The organism is Streptomyces sp. NPDC058231, assembly GCF_042882275.1.
Lineage (GTDB): Bacteria > Actinomycetota > Actinomycetes > Streptomycetales > Streptomycetaceae > Streptomyces.
The window spans coordinates 77,967-94,159 of sequence record NZ_JBHVWN010000018.1; the positions used below are offsets into that span (position 1 = coordinate 77,967).

General features: G+C 71.1%; 14 protein-coding genes. 4 read left to right on the plus strand and 10 right to left on the minus strand.

What is annotated here, in order from left to right; all coding sequences use genetic code 11:
• Nucleotides 1-207 precede the first annotated feature (207 nt).
• A complete protein-coding gene (gene dacB, locus ACFVXE_RS15660) occupies nucleotides 208-1,821 on the plus strand; it encodes a D-alanyl-D-alanine carboxypeptidase/D-alanyl-D-alanine-endopeptidase (protein WP_389671681.1) in 1,614 nt (537 codons plus the stop codon).
• Between the two features lie 45 nt (nucleotides 1,822-1,866).
• Here the strand turns inward: dacB and ACFVXE_RS15665 are convergent, their stop codons facing one another.
• From ACFVXE_RS15665 to ACFVXE_RS15680, 4 genes are all read right to left on the minus strand, one after another.
• Nucleotides 1,867-3,135, minus strand: a complete 1,269-nt coding sequence (locus ACFVXE_RS15665; RefSeq protein ID WP_389671682.1) for an ATP-binding protein — start codon at nucleotides 3,133-3,135, stop codon at nucleotides 1,867-1,869.
• 105 nt (nucleotides 3,136-3,240) lie between these two features.
• The gene (locus tag ACFVXE_RS15670) at nucleotides 3,241-4,131 is read right to left on the minus strand and encodes a peptidoglycan recognition protein (protein WP_389671683.1); all 891 of its coding nucleotides are present in this window, start codon (nucleotides 4,129-4,131) and stop codon (nucleotides 3,241-3,243) included.
• A 243-nt stretch (nucleotides 4,132-4,374) separates the two neighbouring features.
• The gene (locus ACFVXE_RS15675; protein WP_389671684.1) at nucleotides 4,375-4,794 is read right to left on the minus strand and encodes a VOC family protein; all 420 of its coding nucleotides are present in this window, start codon (nucleotides 4,792-4,794) and stop codon (nucleotides 4,375-4,377) included.
• Between the two features lie 10 nt (nucleotides 4,795-4,804).
• Nucleotides 4,805-5,179 carry a helix-turn-helix transcriptional regulator gene (locus ACFVXE_RS15680; protein WP_389671717.1) on the minus strand — a complete coding sequence of 125 codons (375 nt, stop codon included), beginning with the start codon at nucleotides 5,177-5,179 and terminating at the stop codon, nucleotides 4,805-4,807.
• A 426-nt stretch (nucleotides 5,180-5,605) separates the two neighbouring features.
• On the opposite strand from ACFVXE_RS15680, the gene ACFVXE_RS15685 reads away from it, so the two are divergent.
• Complete coding sequence (locus tag ACFVXE_RS15685; protein ID WP_389671685.1) at nucleotides 5,606-5,962, plus strand: VOC family protein; 357 nt, start codon at nucleotides 5,606-5,608, stop codon at nucleotides 5,960-5,962.
• A 250-nt stretch (nucleotides 5,963-6,212) separates the two neighbouring features.
• Nucleotides 6,213-8,591, plus strand: coding sequence for an ATP-binding cassette domain-containing protein (locus tag ACFVXE_RS15690; RefSeq protein WP_389671686.1), 2,379 nt, complete (start codon nucleotides 6,213-6,215; stop codon nucleotides 8,589-8,591).
• A 90-nt stretch (nucleotides 8,592-8,681) separates the two neighbouring features.
• On the opposite strand, the gene ACFVXE_RS15695 is transcribed toward ACFVXE_RS15690, so the two are convergent.
• The 6 genes from ACFVXE_RS15695 to ACFVXE_RS15720 all read right to left on the minus strand — a co-directional run bounded on the left by ACFVXE_RS15695 (nucleotide 8,682) and on the right by ACFVXE_RS15720 (nucleotide 14,097).
• Complete coding sequence (locus ACFVXE_RS15695; RefSeq protein ID WP_389671687.1) at nucleotides 8,682-9,020, minus strand: P-II family nitrogen regulator; 339 nt, start codon at nucleotides 9,018-9,020, stop codon at nucleotides 8,682-8,684.
• Nucleotides 9,017-10,339: an ammonium transporter gene (locus tag ACFVXE_RS15700; protein WP_389671688.1), complete on the minus strand. Its 1,323-nt coding sequence runs from the start codon at nucleotides 10,337-10,339 to the stop codon at nucleotides 9,017-9,019. The genes ACFVXE_RS15695 and ACFVXE_RS15700 overlap by 4 nt, the downstream gene beginning before the upstream one ends.
• Nucleotides 10,340-10,638: 299 nt before the next feature.
• The gene (locus ACFVXE_RS15705) at nucleotides 10,639-10,830 is read right to left on the minus strand and encodes a hypothetical protein (RefSeq protein WP_389671689.1); all 192 of its coding nucleotides are present in this window, start codon (nucleotides 10,828-10,830) and stop codon (nucleotides 10,639-10,641) included.
• 81 nt (nucleotides 10,831-10,911) lie between these two features.
• Entirely contained in the window at nucleotides 10,912-12,267 is a 1,356-nt protein-coding gene (locus ACFVXE_RS15710) for a ferric reductase-like transmembrane domain-containing protein (RefSeq protein WP_389671690.1), read from the minus strand.
• Nucleotides 12,268-12,497: 230 nt separating this feature from the next.
• Nucleotides 12,498-13,616 carry an NADH:flavin oxidoreductase gene (locus ACFVXE_RS15715; protein WP_389671691.1) on the minus strand — a complete coding sequence of 373 codons (1,119 nt, stop codon included), beginning with the start codon at nucleotides 13,614-13,616 and terminating at the stop codon, nucleotides 12,498-12,500.
• A 271-nt stretch (nucleotides 13,617-13,887) separates the two neighbouring features.
• Nucleotides 13,888-14,097, minus strand: a complete 210-nt coding sequence (locus ACFVXE_RS15720) for a hypothetical protein (protein ID WP_389671692.1) — start codon at nucleotides 14,095-14,097, stop codon at nucleotides 13,888-13,890.
• A 502-nt stretch (nucleotides 14,098-14,599) separates the two neighbouring features.
• Here ACFVXE_RS15720 and ACFVXE_RS15725 point away from each other — a divergent pair.
• Nucleotides 14,600-15,976 (plus strand): phosphatase PAP2 family protein, encoded by a 1,377-nt coding sequence (locus ACFVXE_RS15725; RefSeq protein WP_389671693.1) that lies wholly within the window; start codon nucleotides 14,600-14,602, stop codon nucleotides 15,974-15,976.
• Nucleotides 15,977-16,193: the final 217 nt, after the last annotated feature.

Sequence of the window (16,193 nt, forward strand, 5' to 3'; positions counted from 1 at the left end):
GGCCCCGGCCGCCGAGCGCCGGCCGGCCCGCTCCCGCCCCGGCTCCGGCGCCCCGGCTCCGGCGCCCGTCTCGGCGCTCCCCCGCCACCGTCCGGGGGGACCTGCCCGCCACGCCGCACCTCTGCGCCCGTCTCCGCACACCGGGAGCCGTACCCTCAAATCGCCCTTTTCCGGTCCCGCGCACCGCACACCACCGGTGGAGTCCGCATGTCGCCAGCCGTCCCGAAGAACCCGAATCCGAGCCGGAACCGGCGGCGCGTCCTCACGCTCCTCGGTCTCCTGCTGGCCGCCGCGGTCGCCACGTTCGGCATCGCCTGGGTGACCCCGTCGAAGGACCCGGGCGAGCTCGACCCGCGTATCGCCTCGATCATGCACAAGCCCGACTACCCGCATGCCCAGTGGGGACTGCTGCAGCAGAACCCGGAGAACGGCGATGTGGTGCAGTCGACCTACCCCGACCAGTTCTTCGTCCCCGGGTCCGTGGCGAAACTCTTCGGTGTCAGCGGCGCCTGGCACACCCTGGGCAGCGAGCACCGCTTCGTCACACCGGTGCACGCCGTCGGGGAGCGCCGGGGCTCGACCCTCGCGGGCGACCTGGACCTCGTGGCGCAGGGCGACCTGACCCTCGGCGGCCGTACGCGCCCCGACGGCACCGTCGCCTTCACGAACATCGACCACACCTACGCCGACGACATCCCCGGAGCGACCCTCACCCCGCAGAACCCGCTCGCCGGGATCGACGAACTGGCCCAGCAGGTGCGTGCCTCCGGGATCACCAAGGTGGACGGCGACGTGATCGTGGACGCACGGCTGTTCGCCACCGACCGGGACCTCGATCCGGCCCCGTCACCACTGATCATCAACGACAACCTCATCGATCTGCTCACCACCCCGGGGTCGGGAGCGGGCTCGCCCGCCCGGCTGGACTGGCGCCCGCAGGTGGCCCCGTACAGCGTCACGTCCGCCGTCCGTACCGTCGCGGCCGGCAAGCCCACCGACATCAAGGTGACCCCCTCCGCCGACGGCACCCGCATCCGGATCACCGGCACCATCGCCGCGGGTTCCGACCCGGTGCTGCGGGTGACGCCGATCCGGGACCCGAACGCCTTCGGCCGTACCGCCCTGATCGAGGCACTGAAACGTGCCGGGGTCGAGGTCACCGCGGCCGCCACCGGTCCCAACCCGGCCGGCCGGCTCCCCGGCTCCTACCGGAGCGCGCCCACGGTGGCCAAGTACACCTCCCCGCCGTACGAGCAGTACGCCCGGCTCATCTTCAAGGTGAGCCACAACCTCGGCGCGAACCTGGGGATCTGCCTCATGGCCGTCAGCACCGGAAGTCACCAGTGTCCGGACGGATTTCCGGTACTGGCGAAGTTCCTGGGCAGTGCGAAGGTGGACCCCCGGGCGGTACAGCTCGCCGACGGCCGCGGCGGGAACCCGGCCGACCGCGTCACCCCGCGCGCCGTCACCCAGATGCTGACGTACTGGCAGCACACCGCCGACGCGGACCGTTTCCGCGAGGCGCTGCCCACCCTGGGTGTCGACGGCAGCCTCGCGGACAACTGCCGCAGCTGCCCGGCCCGCGGACGGGTCTCCGCCAAGACGGGCACCGTTGCGGGCGGCGACCTCGTGAACAACCGGCTGGCCGTGGGCGCGGAGACCGCCGCCGGATACCTGGAGACGGCCAAGGGGCGTTACGACGTGTTCTTCGTCGGGGTGAACGGTGCCTCCGCACCCGGCATCAACGGCGTCCTGGCCATCGGGAACGATGTGGCCGAAGTCGCCGCGATCCTCCAGGAGAACGCGAGCGGCGGTTCCTGAGGCCGGTCCCGCGCCGGCCCGGACCGGGCCGGCGGCGACGGGAGTTCAGGTGCGGCCGTACCGCGTGGTGTGGTCCGCGAACTCCAGCGCCATGTCGTCGGTGACGGTGGGGCGGGTGCGCCTGATCGTGTGGAGGAATTCCTCGGTGGTGGGCCGGGCCCGCTCCCCGGTGTCGAGGGTGCGCTCGAAGACCGCCTGGGCGACCGTACGGGCGGCCTGCTTGATGTCGGCGGGGGTGAACCCCTCGCTGGCATCGGCCAGGACGGCCGTGTCGGCCTCGGCCCCGGCCCTGGCGATGTAGCTGGCCCACAGGGCCTTGCGGGCCTCGTGGTCGGGGGGCCCGACAGGCAGGACGTAATCGAACCGGCCGTGGCGCAGGAACGCCGGATCCAGGGCGGCGACCGTGTTGGTGGCGCAGATCAGCAGTCTGCCGTCACGGTCGCGGAACCGCACGATCGACTTGAGGAGCTCATTGACCACGCCGACCGAGGTCGGGTCGGCGAGGTTACGGGTGCCTGCGACCTCCTCGACCTCGTCGATGAAGACCAGCACGTGATCGAGTTGCGCGATCTCCTCGAAACGGCGGCTGAGCCCGTTCGCCAGCCCCTCCTCCAGCGCGAGCCGGGAGGGAAAGAGCTCGACGAACGGCCAGCCGAGCCGGCTGGCCACAGCCTTGGCGAAGGTGCTCTTGCCCGTCCCCGGGGGGCCGAACAGCACGACGGCCTGCGGCGGTTCGACACCGTGCCGGTCGGCGAGCTCGGGGTTGGCCAGCGGCAGCACCAGCCGGCGCTCGACGAGCCGCTTCTCCTGCGCCATCCCGGAGAGCGTGTCCCAGAGACCGGCCGCCGGCACCGTCGCCCCGAGCGAGGACAGGACCGCGGAACCCTGCGCGGTCACCGGCTGCACCTTCTCGAAGTACGTCAGCCCCCGGTGCTGCCGGAAGCCGCAGTTGCCGAGCGCCGTGGCGCCCGTCTCCTCGTCCGGCAGCACCGCCGCGACGACCTTGGCTCCGACGCCCTGCAGCCGGTGCTCCAGGCCGGAGAGCAGCGCGGTGCCCAGCCCGAGATTCCGCCAGGCGGGGTGCAGGGCGATGCGGAGCACCCAGGCCCGGTCGCCGTCCACCCGCCCCACCGCCGCGCCGACCAGATGTCCGTCGGCCACCGCGACGACACTGGGGTTCTGCGCCTGCAGCGCGGCGACCACCTCGGACAGGCGGAAGACGGCGGGCCGGTCGGTGGTGGCGCTCTCGGCATCGAGCCGTACCACCGCTTCGAGATCGTCCGGGGTGAAATCCCGGACATGCCAGACAGCCATGGGTCAGCCCCCGAACATCGCTCGGAGCTTCCATCATCGGCCAGACCGTACGCGGCCGCCTGTTCAAGCCGCTTCCCGGCCGCCGCGCGCCGCACCACGACGGAGTCAGTGGGTGGTCGGGGGGAGGCTGCTCAAGGCCGTGGGGACGGCGGTGACGGAGGGGGCCTGTGCGGTCCTGCCCTGGAGGGCGGCGGCCATGGCCCGGATCGAGGGGAGCCGGTTGAACAGCGCATCCCCGGGACAGTTGGTCATATAGGCGTCACGGTGGCCGGAGATCGCGTCGAAGACGGCCGAAGTGCCTTTCGCGTAGCGGCTCTTGTCGTTCGTTGATGTGAGCCGTACCTTGCCGGCGGCGTCGATGCCGAGCAGGCCGAGCTTCCAGGCGGCGAGGGCGGCGATCGCGTGTTCCATGGCCGCCGGCACCTTCACTCCCGGCCCGTAGGTGCCGATCGCCGCGATCCCCGTCGTGCCCTGGTTGAACCCGACGGTGTGGGAGCCGACCACGGCGCGGTCGGTGCCGCCGGCGCGGCCTTCGTAGATGGTGCCGCACTTGTCGACGAGGAAGTTGTAGCCGAGGTCGCCCCACCCCCGGTCCCGGGTCTGGCCGGTGTACAGATTGCGGAGGGTGCGCGGGACGTCGGCGCAGTCGTAGTCGTTCGGGGTGTCGGTGTGATGGATGAAGATCGCCGTCACCCCGTTCGCGTAGTGGGCGTGGGGGTCACGCTTGGTCTCGTCGGCCCGCCACTGCGTGCGCGACACGATGGTGGGCCTGGGCGCCGCATGCGGGAGGGCCACCGTCATCACCCTGAGGACGGGGAACGGCCGGGAGGCGTCGACGACCGTCGTCTCGGGGGCGGCTCCCGCCGTCCACACCGAAAGGGGGCTCCCGGGCATCGTCCCGGCGACGCCACCGGCCGTCGTCACCCCGGCCGGCGCCGCTACCAGCGCGGCGCCCAGGGGGGCCGTGAGCCACAGAGCTGTTCGGTACAGACGCACGGGAGACCTTCCTCGTCTTTCGCCGAGGTGACGGCGGGAGCACGTACGCCGACAGCTTTGCGGCAGCAGCGGCGCCGCGCGCGCCGGGTTAGTGCAGACAGGCGACCGTTTCGCCGTGTGGTCCCGCTCCCGCAAGGGGGCCGCGGGCGCCCCCTTCACACGTCGGGGTGGAATCCGGCGCGGGACGGATCGGTCCGCCCCACGACGGTGATCCGGCGGGCGCCGTCCGGGCCCGGCACGGGCTCACTTCTTCCCGAGGACCTGGGTGAAACGCAGCAGGTTGCCGGCCGGGTCGCGGAACGCGCAGTCGCGGACGCCGTACGCCTGGTCCATCGGCTCCTGGAGCACATCGCCGCCCGCGGTGCTGATGCGCGCGAAGACGCCGTCGCAGTCGTCCGTCGCGAAGATGACGCCCCGCAGCATGCCCTTGGCCATCAGCACCGCCATGGCCTCTCTGTCGGCCGGTGAGGCGTTCGGGTCGGCGAGCGGCGGTTCCAGGACGATGTTCACGTCCGGCTGCGAGGGCGCCCCGACGGTCACCCAGCGCATCCCCTCGAACCCGACGTCGTTGCGCACCTCGAGGCCGAGCACGTCCCGGTAGAAGGCGATCGCCTTGTCGTGGTCGTCGACGGCGATGAAGCACTGGGAAAGCCTGATGTCCATGCCGGCCACGCTACGGCCGGGCGGTGGGGCCCGCCCCCCTGTTCCTGACCGGCCGCGTGTAGATCTTCGCCATGTACGGGGGGACGGCGGCGCCGTCGTCGTGGCTCCGGGCCCGGTAGGCGCTCGGGCTCTCGCCGACCAGCTGGGTGAAGCGCGAGCTGAACGACCCCAGCGAGGTGCAGCCCACCGCGAAACAGACCTCGGTCACCGACAGGTCGCCACGCCGCAGCAGTGCCTTGGCCCGCTCGATGCGGCGGGTCATCAGGTAGCTGTACGGCGTCTCGCCGAAGGCGGCACGGAAACTGCGGGAGAAGTGACCCGACGACATCAGGGCGTCGCGGGCCAACGCCGGCACGTCGAGCGGCTCGGCGTAGTCGCGGTCCATCCGGTCGCGGGTCCGCCGCAGCCTGACGAGGTCGTCGAGGTCCTGGCTTCTCACCCGGTCATTTTCCCACAGCGTGCGCGACCGGCGGGGAGAAACAGGGACGACCGTCCGGCGGCGCGGCCCGGCGGGGGGAGGACGGACCGATCAGGATTCGAGAAGCGCGACCCCCCGGGCCGCGGCTAGCGTTGCCGCCATGGATGTCGCCGGTCACGCGAGCTTCCCCTCGCGACACCCCGGACGCATCCCCGGCCTCCTCCCGTAACCGCCCGGAGGTGGTCCCGGTGATCCTCCCGCGGGCCGGTCCCGGTCGGGAGGGACGGCCGGCGGCGGAATCCCCCTCCGGGGCGATCGCTCTGCCGATCTGCCGGACCCCGTTCGCCTCCGGGCGGACGATCACTGCCAGACCCCACGAATTCAGGAGCGACCATGACCGGCTCTTCCACCCAGGGCATCAAGACCGTGCTGCATCCCGTGTCGGACCTCGCGAAGGCCAAGGCGGTGTACGCCGCCCTGCTCGGCGTGGAGCCGCAGGCCGACTCGGACTACTACGTCGGCTTCGAGGCCGAGGGCCAGCACATCGGGCTGGTGCCGGGCGGCGGACCGCAGGGCATGTCCGCGCCGGTGGCCTACTGGCACGTGCCGGACATCGAGGCGAAGCTGGCCGAGGTGACCGCCGCGGGCGCCACCGTGAAGGAGCCCGCACACGACGTCGGTGGCGGCCGCCTGGTGGCCACCTTCACCGACGCCGACGGCAACGTCCTCGGGCTGCTCCAGGACCGGTGAGCGCCGGCCTCCCGCTCCGCGCCCCGCGGGTGACCGGTTCGCCACGCGCCGTACCGCCGGTTCCGTATCATCCCGTTCACCTCGCACCCCGGACGCCGGGTGCGAGGTGAACGGGATGCCCGCTGCGGGCCGGCGCGCCGCAGCGGACGAGAACCGGAGGCGCTGACCCGAAGGCTGTCGGACCGAGCCGGGTGACACCGACGGAGACCGCGTAGGCGGCCGCCGCCCAACAGATGGAGACACGCAGAGCATGGCCACGAGGAAGAACACGCAGTCGCAGCACGCCGCAGACAGCCACGAACTGATCCGCGTGCACGGCGCGCGTGTGAACAACCTCAAGGACGTCAGTGTCGAGCTCCCGAAGCGCCGGCTGACGGTGTTCACCGGGGTCTCCGGCTCCGGCAAGAGCTCTCTGGTGTTCGGCACGATCGCCGCGGAGTCGCAGCGGCTGATCAACGAGACCTACAGCGCCTTCGTGCAGGGCTTCATGCCGACACCGTCGCGGCCCGAGGTCGACGTACTCGAAGGACTGACGACCGCGATCATCGTCGACCAGCAGCGGATGGGCGCGGACCCCCGCTCCACGGTCGGCACCGCCACCGACGCCAACGCGATGCTGCGCATCCTCTTCAGTCGGCTCGGCAAGCCGCACATCGGCCCGCCCGGCGCGTACGCCTTCAACGTCCCCTCGGTCCGGGCGAGCGGCGCCATCACCGTCGAGCGCGGTGCCAAGAAGGCGGTGAAGGCGACCTTCAGCCGCACCGGCGGCATGTGCACGCGCTGCGAGGGCCGCGGCACCGTCTCCGACATCGACCTCACCCAGCTCTACGACGACTCCAAGTCGCTCGCCGAGGGCGCGTTCACCATCCCCGGCTGGAAGTCGGACAGCTTCTGGACCGTACGGGTCTACGCCGAATCCGGTCTCCTCGACCCGGACAAGCCGATCCGCAAGTACACCAAGAAGGAGATGCACGACTTCCTCCACCGGGAGCCGACCAAGGTGAAGGTCGAGGGCGTGAACCTCACCTACGAGGGGCTCATCCCCAAGATCCAGAAGTCGTTCCTGTCCAAGGACAAGGAAGCGCTGCAGCCGCACATCCGGGCGTTCGTCGAGCGAGCGGTCACCTTCACCACCTGCCCCGAGTGCGACGGCACCCGGCTCAGCGAGGGGGCGCGTTCGTCGAAGATCAAGCGGATCAGCATCGCCGACGCCTGCGCGATGCAGATCAGCGACCTGGCCGCGTGGGTCCGCGGTCTCGACGAGCCGTCGGTCGCGCCGCTGCTCACCGCGCTGCAACGGACCCTCGACTCGTTCGTGGAGATCGGCCTCGGCTATCTCGCGCTCGACCGGCCGGCGGGCACGTTGTCGGGCGGCGAGGCGCAGCGCGTGAAGATGATCCGCCACCTCGGCTCCTCACTCACCGACACCACCTACGTCTTCGACGAGCCCACCGCGGGACTGCACCCGCACGACATCCAGCGGATGAACGGCCTGCTGCTGCGGCTGCGGGACAAGGGCAACACGGTGCTCGTCGTGGAGCACAAGCCGGAGACGATCGCGATCGCCGACCACGTCGTCGACCTCGGCCCGGGCGCCGGTGCGGCGGGCGGCGCGGTGTGCTTCGAGGGCACCGTCGAGGGGCTGCGCACCGGCGGCACCGTCACGGGCCGTCACTTCGACGACCGGGCCTCCCTCAAGGAGACCCTGCGGAAGCCCACCGGCACGCTGGAGATCCGCGGCGCGGCGGCGAACAACCTGCACGACGTCGACGTCGACATCCCGCTCGGAGTGCTTGCCGTCGTCACCGGCGTCGCCGGCTCAGGCAAGAGCTCGCTGGTGCACGGGTCGATCCCTGCCGGTGAGGGTGTGGTGTCGGTCGACCAGAGCCCGATCCGCGGCTCGCGACGCAGCAATCCGGCGACGTACACCGGACTGCTCGACCCGATCCGTAAGGCCTTCGCCAAGGCCAACGGCGTGAAGCCGGCGCTGTTCAGCGCCAATTCCGAGGGAGCCTGCCCCACCTGCAACGGCGTGGGCGTCATCTACACCGACCTGGCGATGATGGCCGGGGTCGCCGTCACCTGCGAGGACTGCGAGGGGAGGCGGTTCGACTCGTCGGTGCTGGAGTACCACCTCGGTGGCCGCGACATCAGCGAGGTGCTGGCGATGTCGGTGTCCGAGGCCGAGGAGTTCTTCGGCTCGGGCGAGGCGCACACACCGGCCGCGCACCGCATCCTCGACCGGCTCGCCGATGTCGGGCTCGGCTACCTCAGCCTCGGCCAGCCGCTCACCACGCTGTCCGGCGGCGAACGCCAGCGGCTCAAGCTGGCCACCCACATGGCCGAGAAGGGCGGGGTCTACGTACTGGACGAGCCCACCAACGGCCTGCACCTCGCCGACGTCGAGCAGCTGCTCGGCCTGCTCGACCGGCTCGTCGACTCCGGGAAGTCCGTCATCGTCGTCGAGCACCACCAGGCGGTCATGGCACACGCCGACTGGATCATCGACCTCGGTCCCGGCGCCGGCCACGACGGCGGCCGGATCGTCTTCGAGGGCACACCCGCCGACCTCGTCGCCGCCCGTTCCACCCTCACCGGCGAACACCTGGCGGAGTACGTCGGCGGCTGACCACGGCCGGAAGGCCGGCCGGCGCGAACACCGAGCACGAGGGGTCCCGGCGGAGGGGCGGACGACACCGCCTTCCGCCGGGGCGCCGCGCTACAACGCGTCCGGGCCCCGCTCGCCCGTACGGACCCGGACCACCGTCTCCACGGGCACCGCCCACACCTTGCCGTCGCCGATCCTGCCGGTGTGGGCGGCGCGGACCACCGCGTCCATGACCGGTTCCGCGTCCGCGTCCTCGACGACGACCTCGATGCGTATCTTCGGCACCAGGTCGACCCGGTACTCGGCGCCCCGGTACACCTCGGTGTGCCCGCGCTGACGCCCGAATCCGCTGGCTTCCGTGACGGTCAGCCCGTGCACGCCGAGCTCCTGCAGCGCGGTCTTCACCTCGTCGAGGCGGAACGGTTTGACGACCGCGGTGATGAGCTTCATGCGGCAGGGCTCCTGTCCTTGGAGAGAGACGTCGAGAGGCCCGGGGGCTGCTGTGCGGCGTGCCCCAGGGTGCCGTGATCGTAGGCGCTCTCCGCGTGCACCGTCCGGTCCAGGCCGGTGAGTTCCTCCTCCGCGGACGCCCGCACCCCCATCAGCCGGTCGATCGCCTTGCCGATTCCGTAGGTCATGAGGAACGTGTACGCGACCACGGCGACCACGGCGACGGCCTGCCTGGCCAGCGGGCCGAGTCCGCCGCCGTGGAGGAGGCCCTCCGTGCCACCGGTCATCGTGGCCGTCGCGAACAGACCGATGAGCAGCGTGCCGACGATGCCTCCGACGAGGTGCACGCCGACCACGTCCAGTGAGTCGTCGTAGTCGAAGCGGAACTTCCACCCCACCGCGTACGAGCAGACGACACCCGCCGTCAGTCCGACCGCGGCGCCGCCCGCGATGTCGACCGTGCCGCATGCGGGTGTGATCGCCACCAGGCCGGCGACCGCACCCGACGCCGCGCCGAAGGTGGTCGGGTGACCGTCGCGCCGGTGCTCGACGAAGAGCCAGCCGAGCAGTCCGGTGGAGCCGGCGACGAGCGTGTTGAGGATCGAGGCAGCCGCCAGCCCGTTGGCGCCGAGAGCCGAGCCGCCGTTGAAGCCGAGCCAGCCGAACCAGAGCAGACCGGCGCCGAGCATCACCATCGGCAGGTTGTGCGGACGCATCGCGTCCTTCTTGAAGCCGGCGCGCGGCCCCACCACCAGGGCGAGTGCCAGGCCCGACGCACCGCACGCCGTCTCCACCACGAGGCCGCCGGCGAAGTCCAGGGCGCCGAGGGAGTGCGTGATCCAGCCGCCGGGTCCCCAGACCCAGTGCGCCACGGGCACGTATACGAGCAGGGTCCACACCGGCACGAAGACCAGCCAGGCCGCGAACTTCATGCGGTCCGCGATCGCACCGCTGATCAGCGCCGCCGCGATGACGGCGAAGGTGAGCTGGAACGTGGCGAACAGCAGGGTGGGGACGCTGCCGGTGAGGGAGTCCGGACCGATGCCCGCCATGCCCAGGTGGTGGAGGTCGCCGATGAGACCGGCGGACACGTCGTCGCCGAAGGCCAGCGAATAGCCGGCGCCCAGCCAGACGACGGTGACCAGCGCGATGGACACGAAGCTCATCATCAGCATGTTGAGGACGCTCTTCGTACGGACCATGCCTCCGTAGAACAGGGCGAGTCCGGGGGTCATCAGCAGGACGAGCGCGGTGGCGACGAGCAGCCAGGCGGTGTCGCCCGCGTCGAGGTGTGCCGCGGACAGGGTCACGGGGGTCAAGAGGGAGTCCCTCCTAGGGGCGGCGTGGGGGATCCGGCGACAGTGAGGGTGACCGGGGCGCGTTTCGAAATGAACACCCATGCGTTTCCGGCACATTTCATTGCGCGGGCGTGACGGACTTCTCACCGCGGCTGCGACGGGCGCGCGGACCCCCGGGCCGGCGTCGTCGGACCCGGATCCGGTGCGGGCCGCCGCCTCGGCCGTCTCCCGCCGCACGGCAACTCGCACGAGCGCCGACGGCTTTGATCCTCCGCGGCGCGGCGGACGTCGCTCACACCGTCAGTCCCGTGCGCCGTCCGTCATTTCCGGCCGGGCTGCGCCAGGTCGGTGGTGCCGCCGGAGGCCGTCCGGTCGGGGGCGGGCGGGGCGGCCGGCCGGACCACCACGGTGAGCAGGGTCGCGGCGACCGCGCTCGCGACGGCGAGGGTGGCGGCAAGACGGCGACGGGCCTCTGCGTCGGTACGGCGGTTCGGTCTGCGATGACGTGCCACGGGGTGGGCTCCTGGGAGTACTGGTGTGGGATGCCGGCGACGCGCGGAACAAGGGAGGAGCTCCGAGCCACGGACCGGCCCTCAGGCGAACGTGAAGCATTCGCTGTGGATCCGGCTCTCCGGCACCCCCGCCCGCACCAGCGCAGCGGTCGTCGTTTCCGTCATGCCGGGCGGCCCGCACAGATACACGTCGTGTTCGGCGAGCCCGGGCACGAGTTGGCGCAGCGCCTGCGGGGCGAGCGGGTCGAAGGCGGCGTCGGACGGGCCGAGCAGATAGTGCAGCGCCGCTCCGCGGACCCGGGCGATCTCCTCCAGCTCGCTGCGCAGCACGAGCTGGGCGGCGCTTCCGGCGCGGTACAGGAGCGTGAGGTCCCCCGGGGCGCCGGGCAACGCCTCGAACAGCACCCGCAGCGGCGTGATCCCGACGCCCCCCGCCAGCAGCAGCACTTTGCGCCGGGTGCGGCGGTGCGCGGTCATCGCCCCGAACGGCCCGGTGGTCAACACCCGTGTGCCCGGCCGGAGTCGACGCATCCGGCGGGTGTGGTCGCCGACCGTCCTGACGGTGACGCGCAGGGTGTCGTCGCGGACGGGCGCGGAGAGCGAGAACGGCAGGGCGGTGTGCCACAGCCTGCGCTGCAGGAACCGCCAGCGGAAGAACTGGCCTGCCTCCGCGTGGAGTTCGTCGAGCCCGGTGCCCTGCATCACGACGGAGATGACGTCCGGGCCCTCCCGGTGCACCGTCACGACGCGCAGACCGTGGCGCAGCGCCTGCCGTACGGGGACGACTCCCCGGTACCAGAGCAGCAGGACGGCGACGGTCGTGTGCAGCATCGCCCACACCCACCCGGCCAGGACGCTGCCCGCGATGTCGGGCCCGGACAGCTGGTGCGCGAAGGCGAGTGCCGCGCCGAGGTAGGTGAGCAGATGCACGGCCCGCCAGGTCTCGTGGCGTACCCGGCGGCGTACGGCCCGGGCGGACGCGGCTCCGACGGCGACGAGCAGCCCGAATCCGGCTGTGGCGGCCGCGATGCCGCCGTAACCGAGGAGCTCCGCGGTGGCCTCGAAAAGATCGGTGCCGGTGTGGGCGGCGTAACCGCAGAGGGCGAACAGCGCGTGCCCGAGGCAGAGGCCGAGGACGTGCCGGCCGCCCCGCGCGTGCCACCGGGCGAGCCGGTCGGCGCCGACGCCGTGCTCGATCGCGGGCACCCGCGCCATGAGCAGCAGCATGACCAGGATGCCGTACCCGGCGAGCAGCCCACTGAGGTATGCGCCGGTGGCGAAGAGCGCGTCCAGGCGAGCCGATGGTTCGGCCTGAACGGCCCACAGCAGAACGACTCCCAGGGCGCCGCCCGCGACCGCGCCCCGGAGCAGCCGGGGCGAAATCCGCGGTGGCGGCGTGGGCAGGGTGCTGCGGCTTTCGGCCGCCTCGATCGTCACCTCGCCAACCTAGGTCCGCCGCGGACGCGGAAGGGACTGGTCGGTGGCGTACGGACGGTCCTTAAGGCGGCCTTGAGCAAGCGCTGACCGCGGTTTAATGCTGCGGCCGGGCCGGGCCGGGCCGGGCCGTGCGGGCGGCCAGGCCGCCCCGCCGCCCGTGCCGGGACCGCCGTGCCCGATCCGGTGGGCGCGGGGGTGGGCACGATGCCGTGCCCACCGCCACGGCCTGGTCAGCGCAGGGACTTCAGCATCTCCGCGCCGAACGGCGTGATGTCCTCGGCGCGTCCGCTCAGGGTCTTCGCCGCCCACTCCGGGTCTGCGATCAGCGCACGGCCGATGGCGACCAGGTCGAACTCGTCGCGCTCCATCCGGTCCAGCAGCTGATCGATGCCGGTGACCGAGGAGCCTTTGCCCTGGAAGGCGTCGAAGAAGTCACTGTCCAGGCCGACCGAGCCGACGGTGACCGTCGGCCTGCCGCTGATCTTCTTCACCCATCCGGCGAGGTTCAGGTCGGAACCCTCGAACTCGGGCAGCCAGTAGCGGCGGGTGGACGCGTGGAACACATCGACGCCGGCTTCGGCCAAGGGCGTGAGGAGCGCGTCCAGTTCCTCGGGCGTCTGCGCGAGCTTCGCCTCGTAGGCATCCATCTTCCACTGGGACATCCGGAAGAAGAGCGGGAAGGCGTCGGACACGGCCGCGCGGCAAGCCGCCACGATCTCGGCCGCGAAACGGGTCCGCGCGACGATGTTGCCGCCGTAGGCATCGGTGCGGCGGTTGCTGCCGGACCACAGGAACTGGTCGATCAAGTAGCCGTGCGCACCGTGCAGTTCGACACCGTCGAAGCCGAGGCGCTCGGCGGCGGCCGCCGCGTCGGCGAAAGCGGTGACGACGTCGTCGAGGTCCTGCTGTGTCATCGCGCGCCCCTTGGGCTCGCCCGTCAGGGACACGCCGGAGGGGCCGACCGGCTCCGCGTCCGCCACCGGCGGGGCACCCTCCGTGCGCGTGACACCCACGTGCCACAGCTGCGGGACGATCGTGCCGCCCGCCCGGTGCACGGAGTCCGCGACACCTGCCCAGCCCGCGAGCGCGTCCTCACCGTGGAACCGGGGGACCCTGCCACTGGTGCCGGCCGAGCGGTGGTCCACGTAGGTGCCCTCGGTGATGATCAGCCCCACGCCACCGGCCGCGCGGCGGGCGTAGTAGTCCGCCACGTCCTGGCCGGGAACACCGTTCGGAGAGAACTGCCGGGTCATGGGCGCCATGGCGATCCGGTTGCGCGAGGTCAGTCCGCGGATCGCGAACGGGCGCGAGAGAGTGTCTGCTGCGCGTCCGGCATTCTCGTCAGTCACATCAAGTCCTGTTCATCGGGTCGGGCAGGTCCTCCAGTCGCCAACGTCGGGACGTCACGCCGGCATCCCTGCCCCGGACCCGATGTGGGCAAGGTCTCTTCGGGCCACCGCACCGGTCCGCCGCAGCCGGTACTCCGGGTTGAGCCCCGGTGGGAGGATCCGTACCGGGCACGGAGCGGGCGTCGGGAGCCGTGCCGCTCGGGACCCTGCCCTCCCGGATGCCATCGACTGTCGTCACAAGCGCCGTGCTGGTGCTGCGCACTTGGGAAGATCACCGGTCGATCACGGCAATGACGGTGCCCAGGAGGAAAGTGGACCCCCAGAAGATCAAAAAGTAGGGGGTGGCCCTGTCGATGATCCGGTAAGTCGCCCGGCGGCCATGTCTGTCCGTCCCGCGTCCGACGGGAACGGGGGCCTGCCTGATGCGTCGTCGAAGATGGATGCCCACGGCGACAGCGCCCATCCCGAGCAGCAGGGTCACGGAGTACGTGTAGGCCGCTGTAGCTCCTGTCAGCCGGCACTCGCCGTTTCGCCAGATCGTGCCGTTTCCGCACCTGGTCATGCGTTCACCTCCGGAGAGGACAGATCGGACGGGCGGCCGGCGCGTTCCCGATGGCCCGAGCCGGTCGGGCGTCGGATGCCGCGGTCATCCAGGTCGATTCCCGCACTGAGGTCGTAGGGACGTACCGGCGGCGGGACGCCGGCCTCGACAGCTTAGGATCCGTGTTCGCCTCGCCGAGGCGGAGCGAACAATTGGGCGACACGTTCATGCCACAACAAGGACGGGGCGGAACCCGGACTGTGATCTTCCCGTCTTCCCCCGTCGGGCGGGCTGCTCCTGGTGAGGGGAGAAGCGGACCCGACCGGAAGGGGGCGAGCGAAACCCACCCTGACCTTCAACCAAAATCTAGAAAATCGGCCGAAAATTGAGATATGCACCATTGCGGGTCTTTTCGCGAATAACCAGCAGGACCGCGTTCTCCGTGTGGCGCCGGCCGCGGGCGAGACTCTGGGCCGTGGCGGGTGTCGTGGCGCTCGGATTCCTCATCGCGCTGGAGATCGCCGCACGTCGCTACGGCCTGCCGGGGCCGATCACCAACCAGGCGCGAGAGGTGATATTCGCCCCCAAATCAGGCTTCCTGCTGTACGCCGGCATGGCGTTGATGATGGTGGTGCTCACCTGGCGGCAACGGTTCGTCGCGGCTGGTGTCGCGATCGGTATCGATGTCGCCCTCTTCGTGGTCCGGTGGGCGGTCGACGCCAGGACGACCGACGGCCACCCCTTCGGCAACGGAGCGTTGTGGGTGATTCTGGGCTATGCGGTCATCGCTCTCACTCGCCGTACCGGCCAGGAACGTGTCCTGCTGCTGAAAGGCGTCGGACTGGGGCTGCTGCTGGTGGCCGGCCGCAAGACCGGCGACACCTGGCTGCTCATCACATCCAAGGCCCGCCCATCGGTGCTCGACCAGTACGTGGCAACCGCCGATCACGCGCTGGGCAACCCGTCGTGGCTGGTAGGCCGGCTCGTCACGGCCACCGGCCCGATCGGCTTCAATTTTCTCGACATCGTCTACGGTCAACTCGCGGTGGCCGCAGTCGTCGTCGCGCTGTATCAGCTGCGTCATGTGGCGGTCGAGCGCCGCTTCCCGGTCCATCATCTGGTGCGCACCTTTCTGGTCATCGGCATGCTCGGGCCCGCCATCTACATGATCTTCCCGGTGGTCGGACCGGTCTTCGCCTACGGCACCGGCGCCGAGCACTGGGCGACGGTCAGCCTGTGGTCGGACGCGCCGCCCAGCGAGCAGTGGGCGGTAGCCGACCTGTGGCCGGGAACGCCGCCGCCGATCGATGCCCCGCACCACATGCCATTCGACGGGATCACCCCCCGGAACTGCATGCCCAGCCTGCACACGGCGTGGGCTACCGCGATCTTCATCCACTCCCGGAAGGGCCCACGATTCCTGCGGTTCGCAGGCACGTTCTGGCTGATGGCCACGCTCGCGGCAACGCTGGGATTCGGCTACCACTACGGCGCGGATCTCATCGCCGGCGTGGTGTTCACGCTCACGATCGAGGCGGCTCTGCGTTCGTTCGACCGCGGCTGGGATCGATCGGGGATCCAGTTGGTCGCTTGCGGCTCAACCGTCTTCGCCGCACTCCTGGTGTCCTATCGCTATCTGCCGTTGGAGATGGCGAGGCATCCGTGGGTGTCCGGACCACTTCTCGTGCTGGCGATGGCCTCAGTGATCTACGGCTACGTGAGGACCGTCGCACGGTGGGAATCGAGGGGTCACGGATCTCATGGCCGCGCTGCAATTCCACAGCCTTCGGCACACGGGGAGCCGGCACCCGGGAGCTGATGCGCCGGGAGCTGATGACCCGGGAGGACGGCTTCGATGTCCGCGATCCGGCGGTGACCGTGGTCGACCGCTCGTTCCGGTGCTCGTCCGGTGCAGCTCTCGTGCGGGGGTGGACCGGCGCCTCCGGCCGTGTCCGGCCGATCACGTCTGGGGCTTTCGCACCCTCCTCGCGGCCGAGGGGCAGTCCCGATGTCGCGCGCAGTCCTGGCCCACCAGC

Excerpts from the sequence above, each read along its gene's own strand:
- ACFVXE_RS15690 (WP_389671686.1), top strand. The coding sequence starts at position 6,213 with ATGGCCACGAGGAAGAACACGCAGTCGCAGCACGCCGCAGACAGCCAC.
- dacB (WP_389671681.1), top strand. The coding sequence starts at position 208 with ATGTCGCCAGCCGTCCCGAAGAACCCGAATCCGAGCCGGAACCGGCGG.
- ACFVXE_RS15685 (WP_389671685.1), top strand. The coding sequence starts at position 5,606 with ATGACCGGCTCTTCCACCCAGGGCATCAAGACCGTGCTGCATCCCGTG.
- ACFVXE_RS15665 (WP_389671682.1), bottom strand. The coding sequence starts at position 3,135 with ATGGCTGTCTGGCATGTCCGGGATTTCACCCCGGACGATCTCGAAGCG.
- ACFVXE_RS15695 (WP_389671687.1), bottom strand. The coding sequence starts at position 9,020 with ATGAAGCTCATCACCGCGGTCGTCAAACCGTTCCGCCTCGACGAGGTG.
- ACFVXE_RS15675 (WP_389671684.1), bottom strand. The coding sequence starts at position 4,794 with ATGGACATCAGGCTTTCCCAGTGCTTCATCGCCGTCGACGACCACGAC.
- ACFVXE_RS15680 (WP_389671717.1), bottom strand. The coding sequence starts at position 5,179 with ATGGACCGCGACTACGCCGAGCCGCTCGACGTGCCGGCGTTGGCCCGC.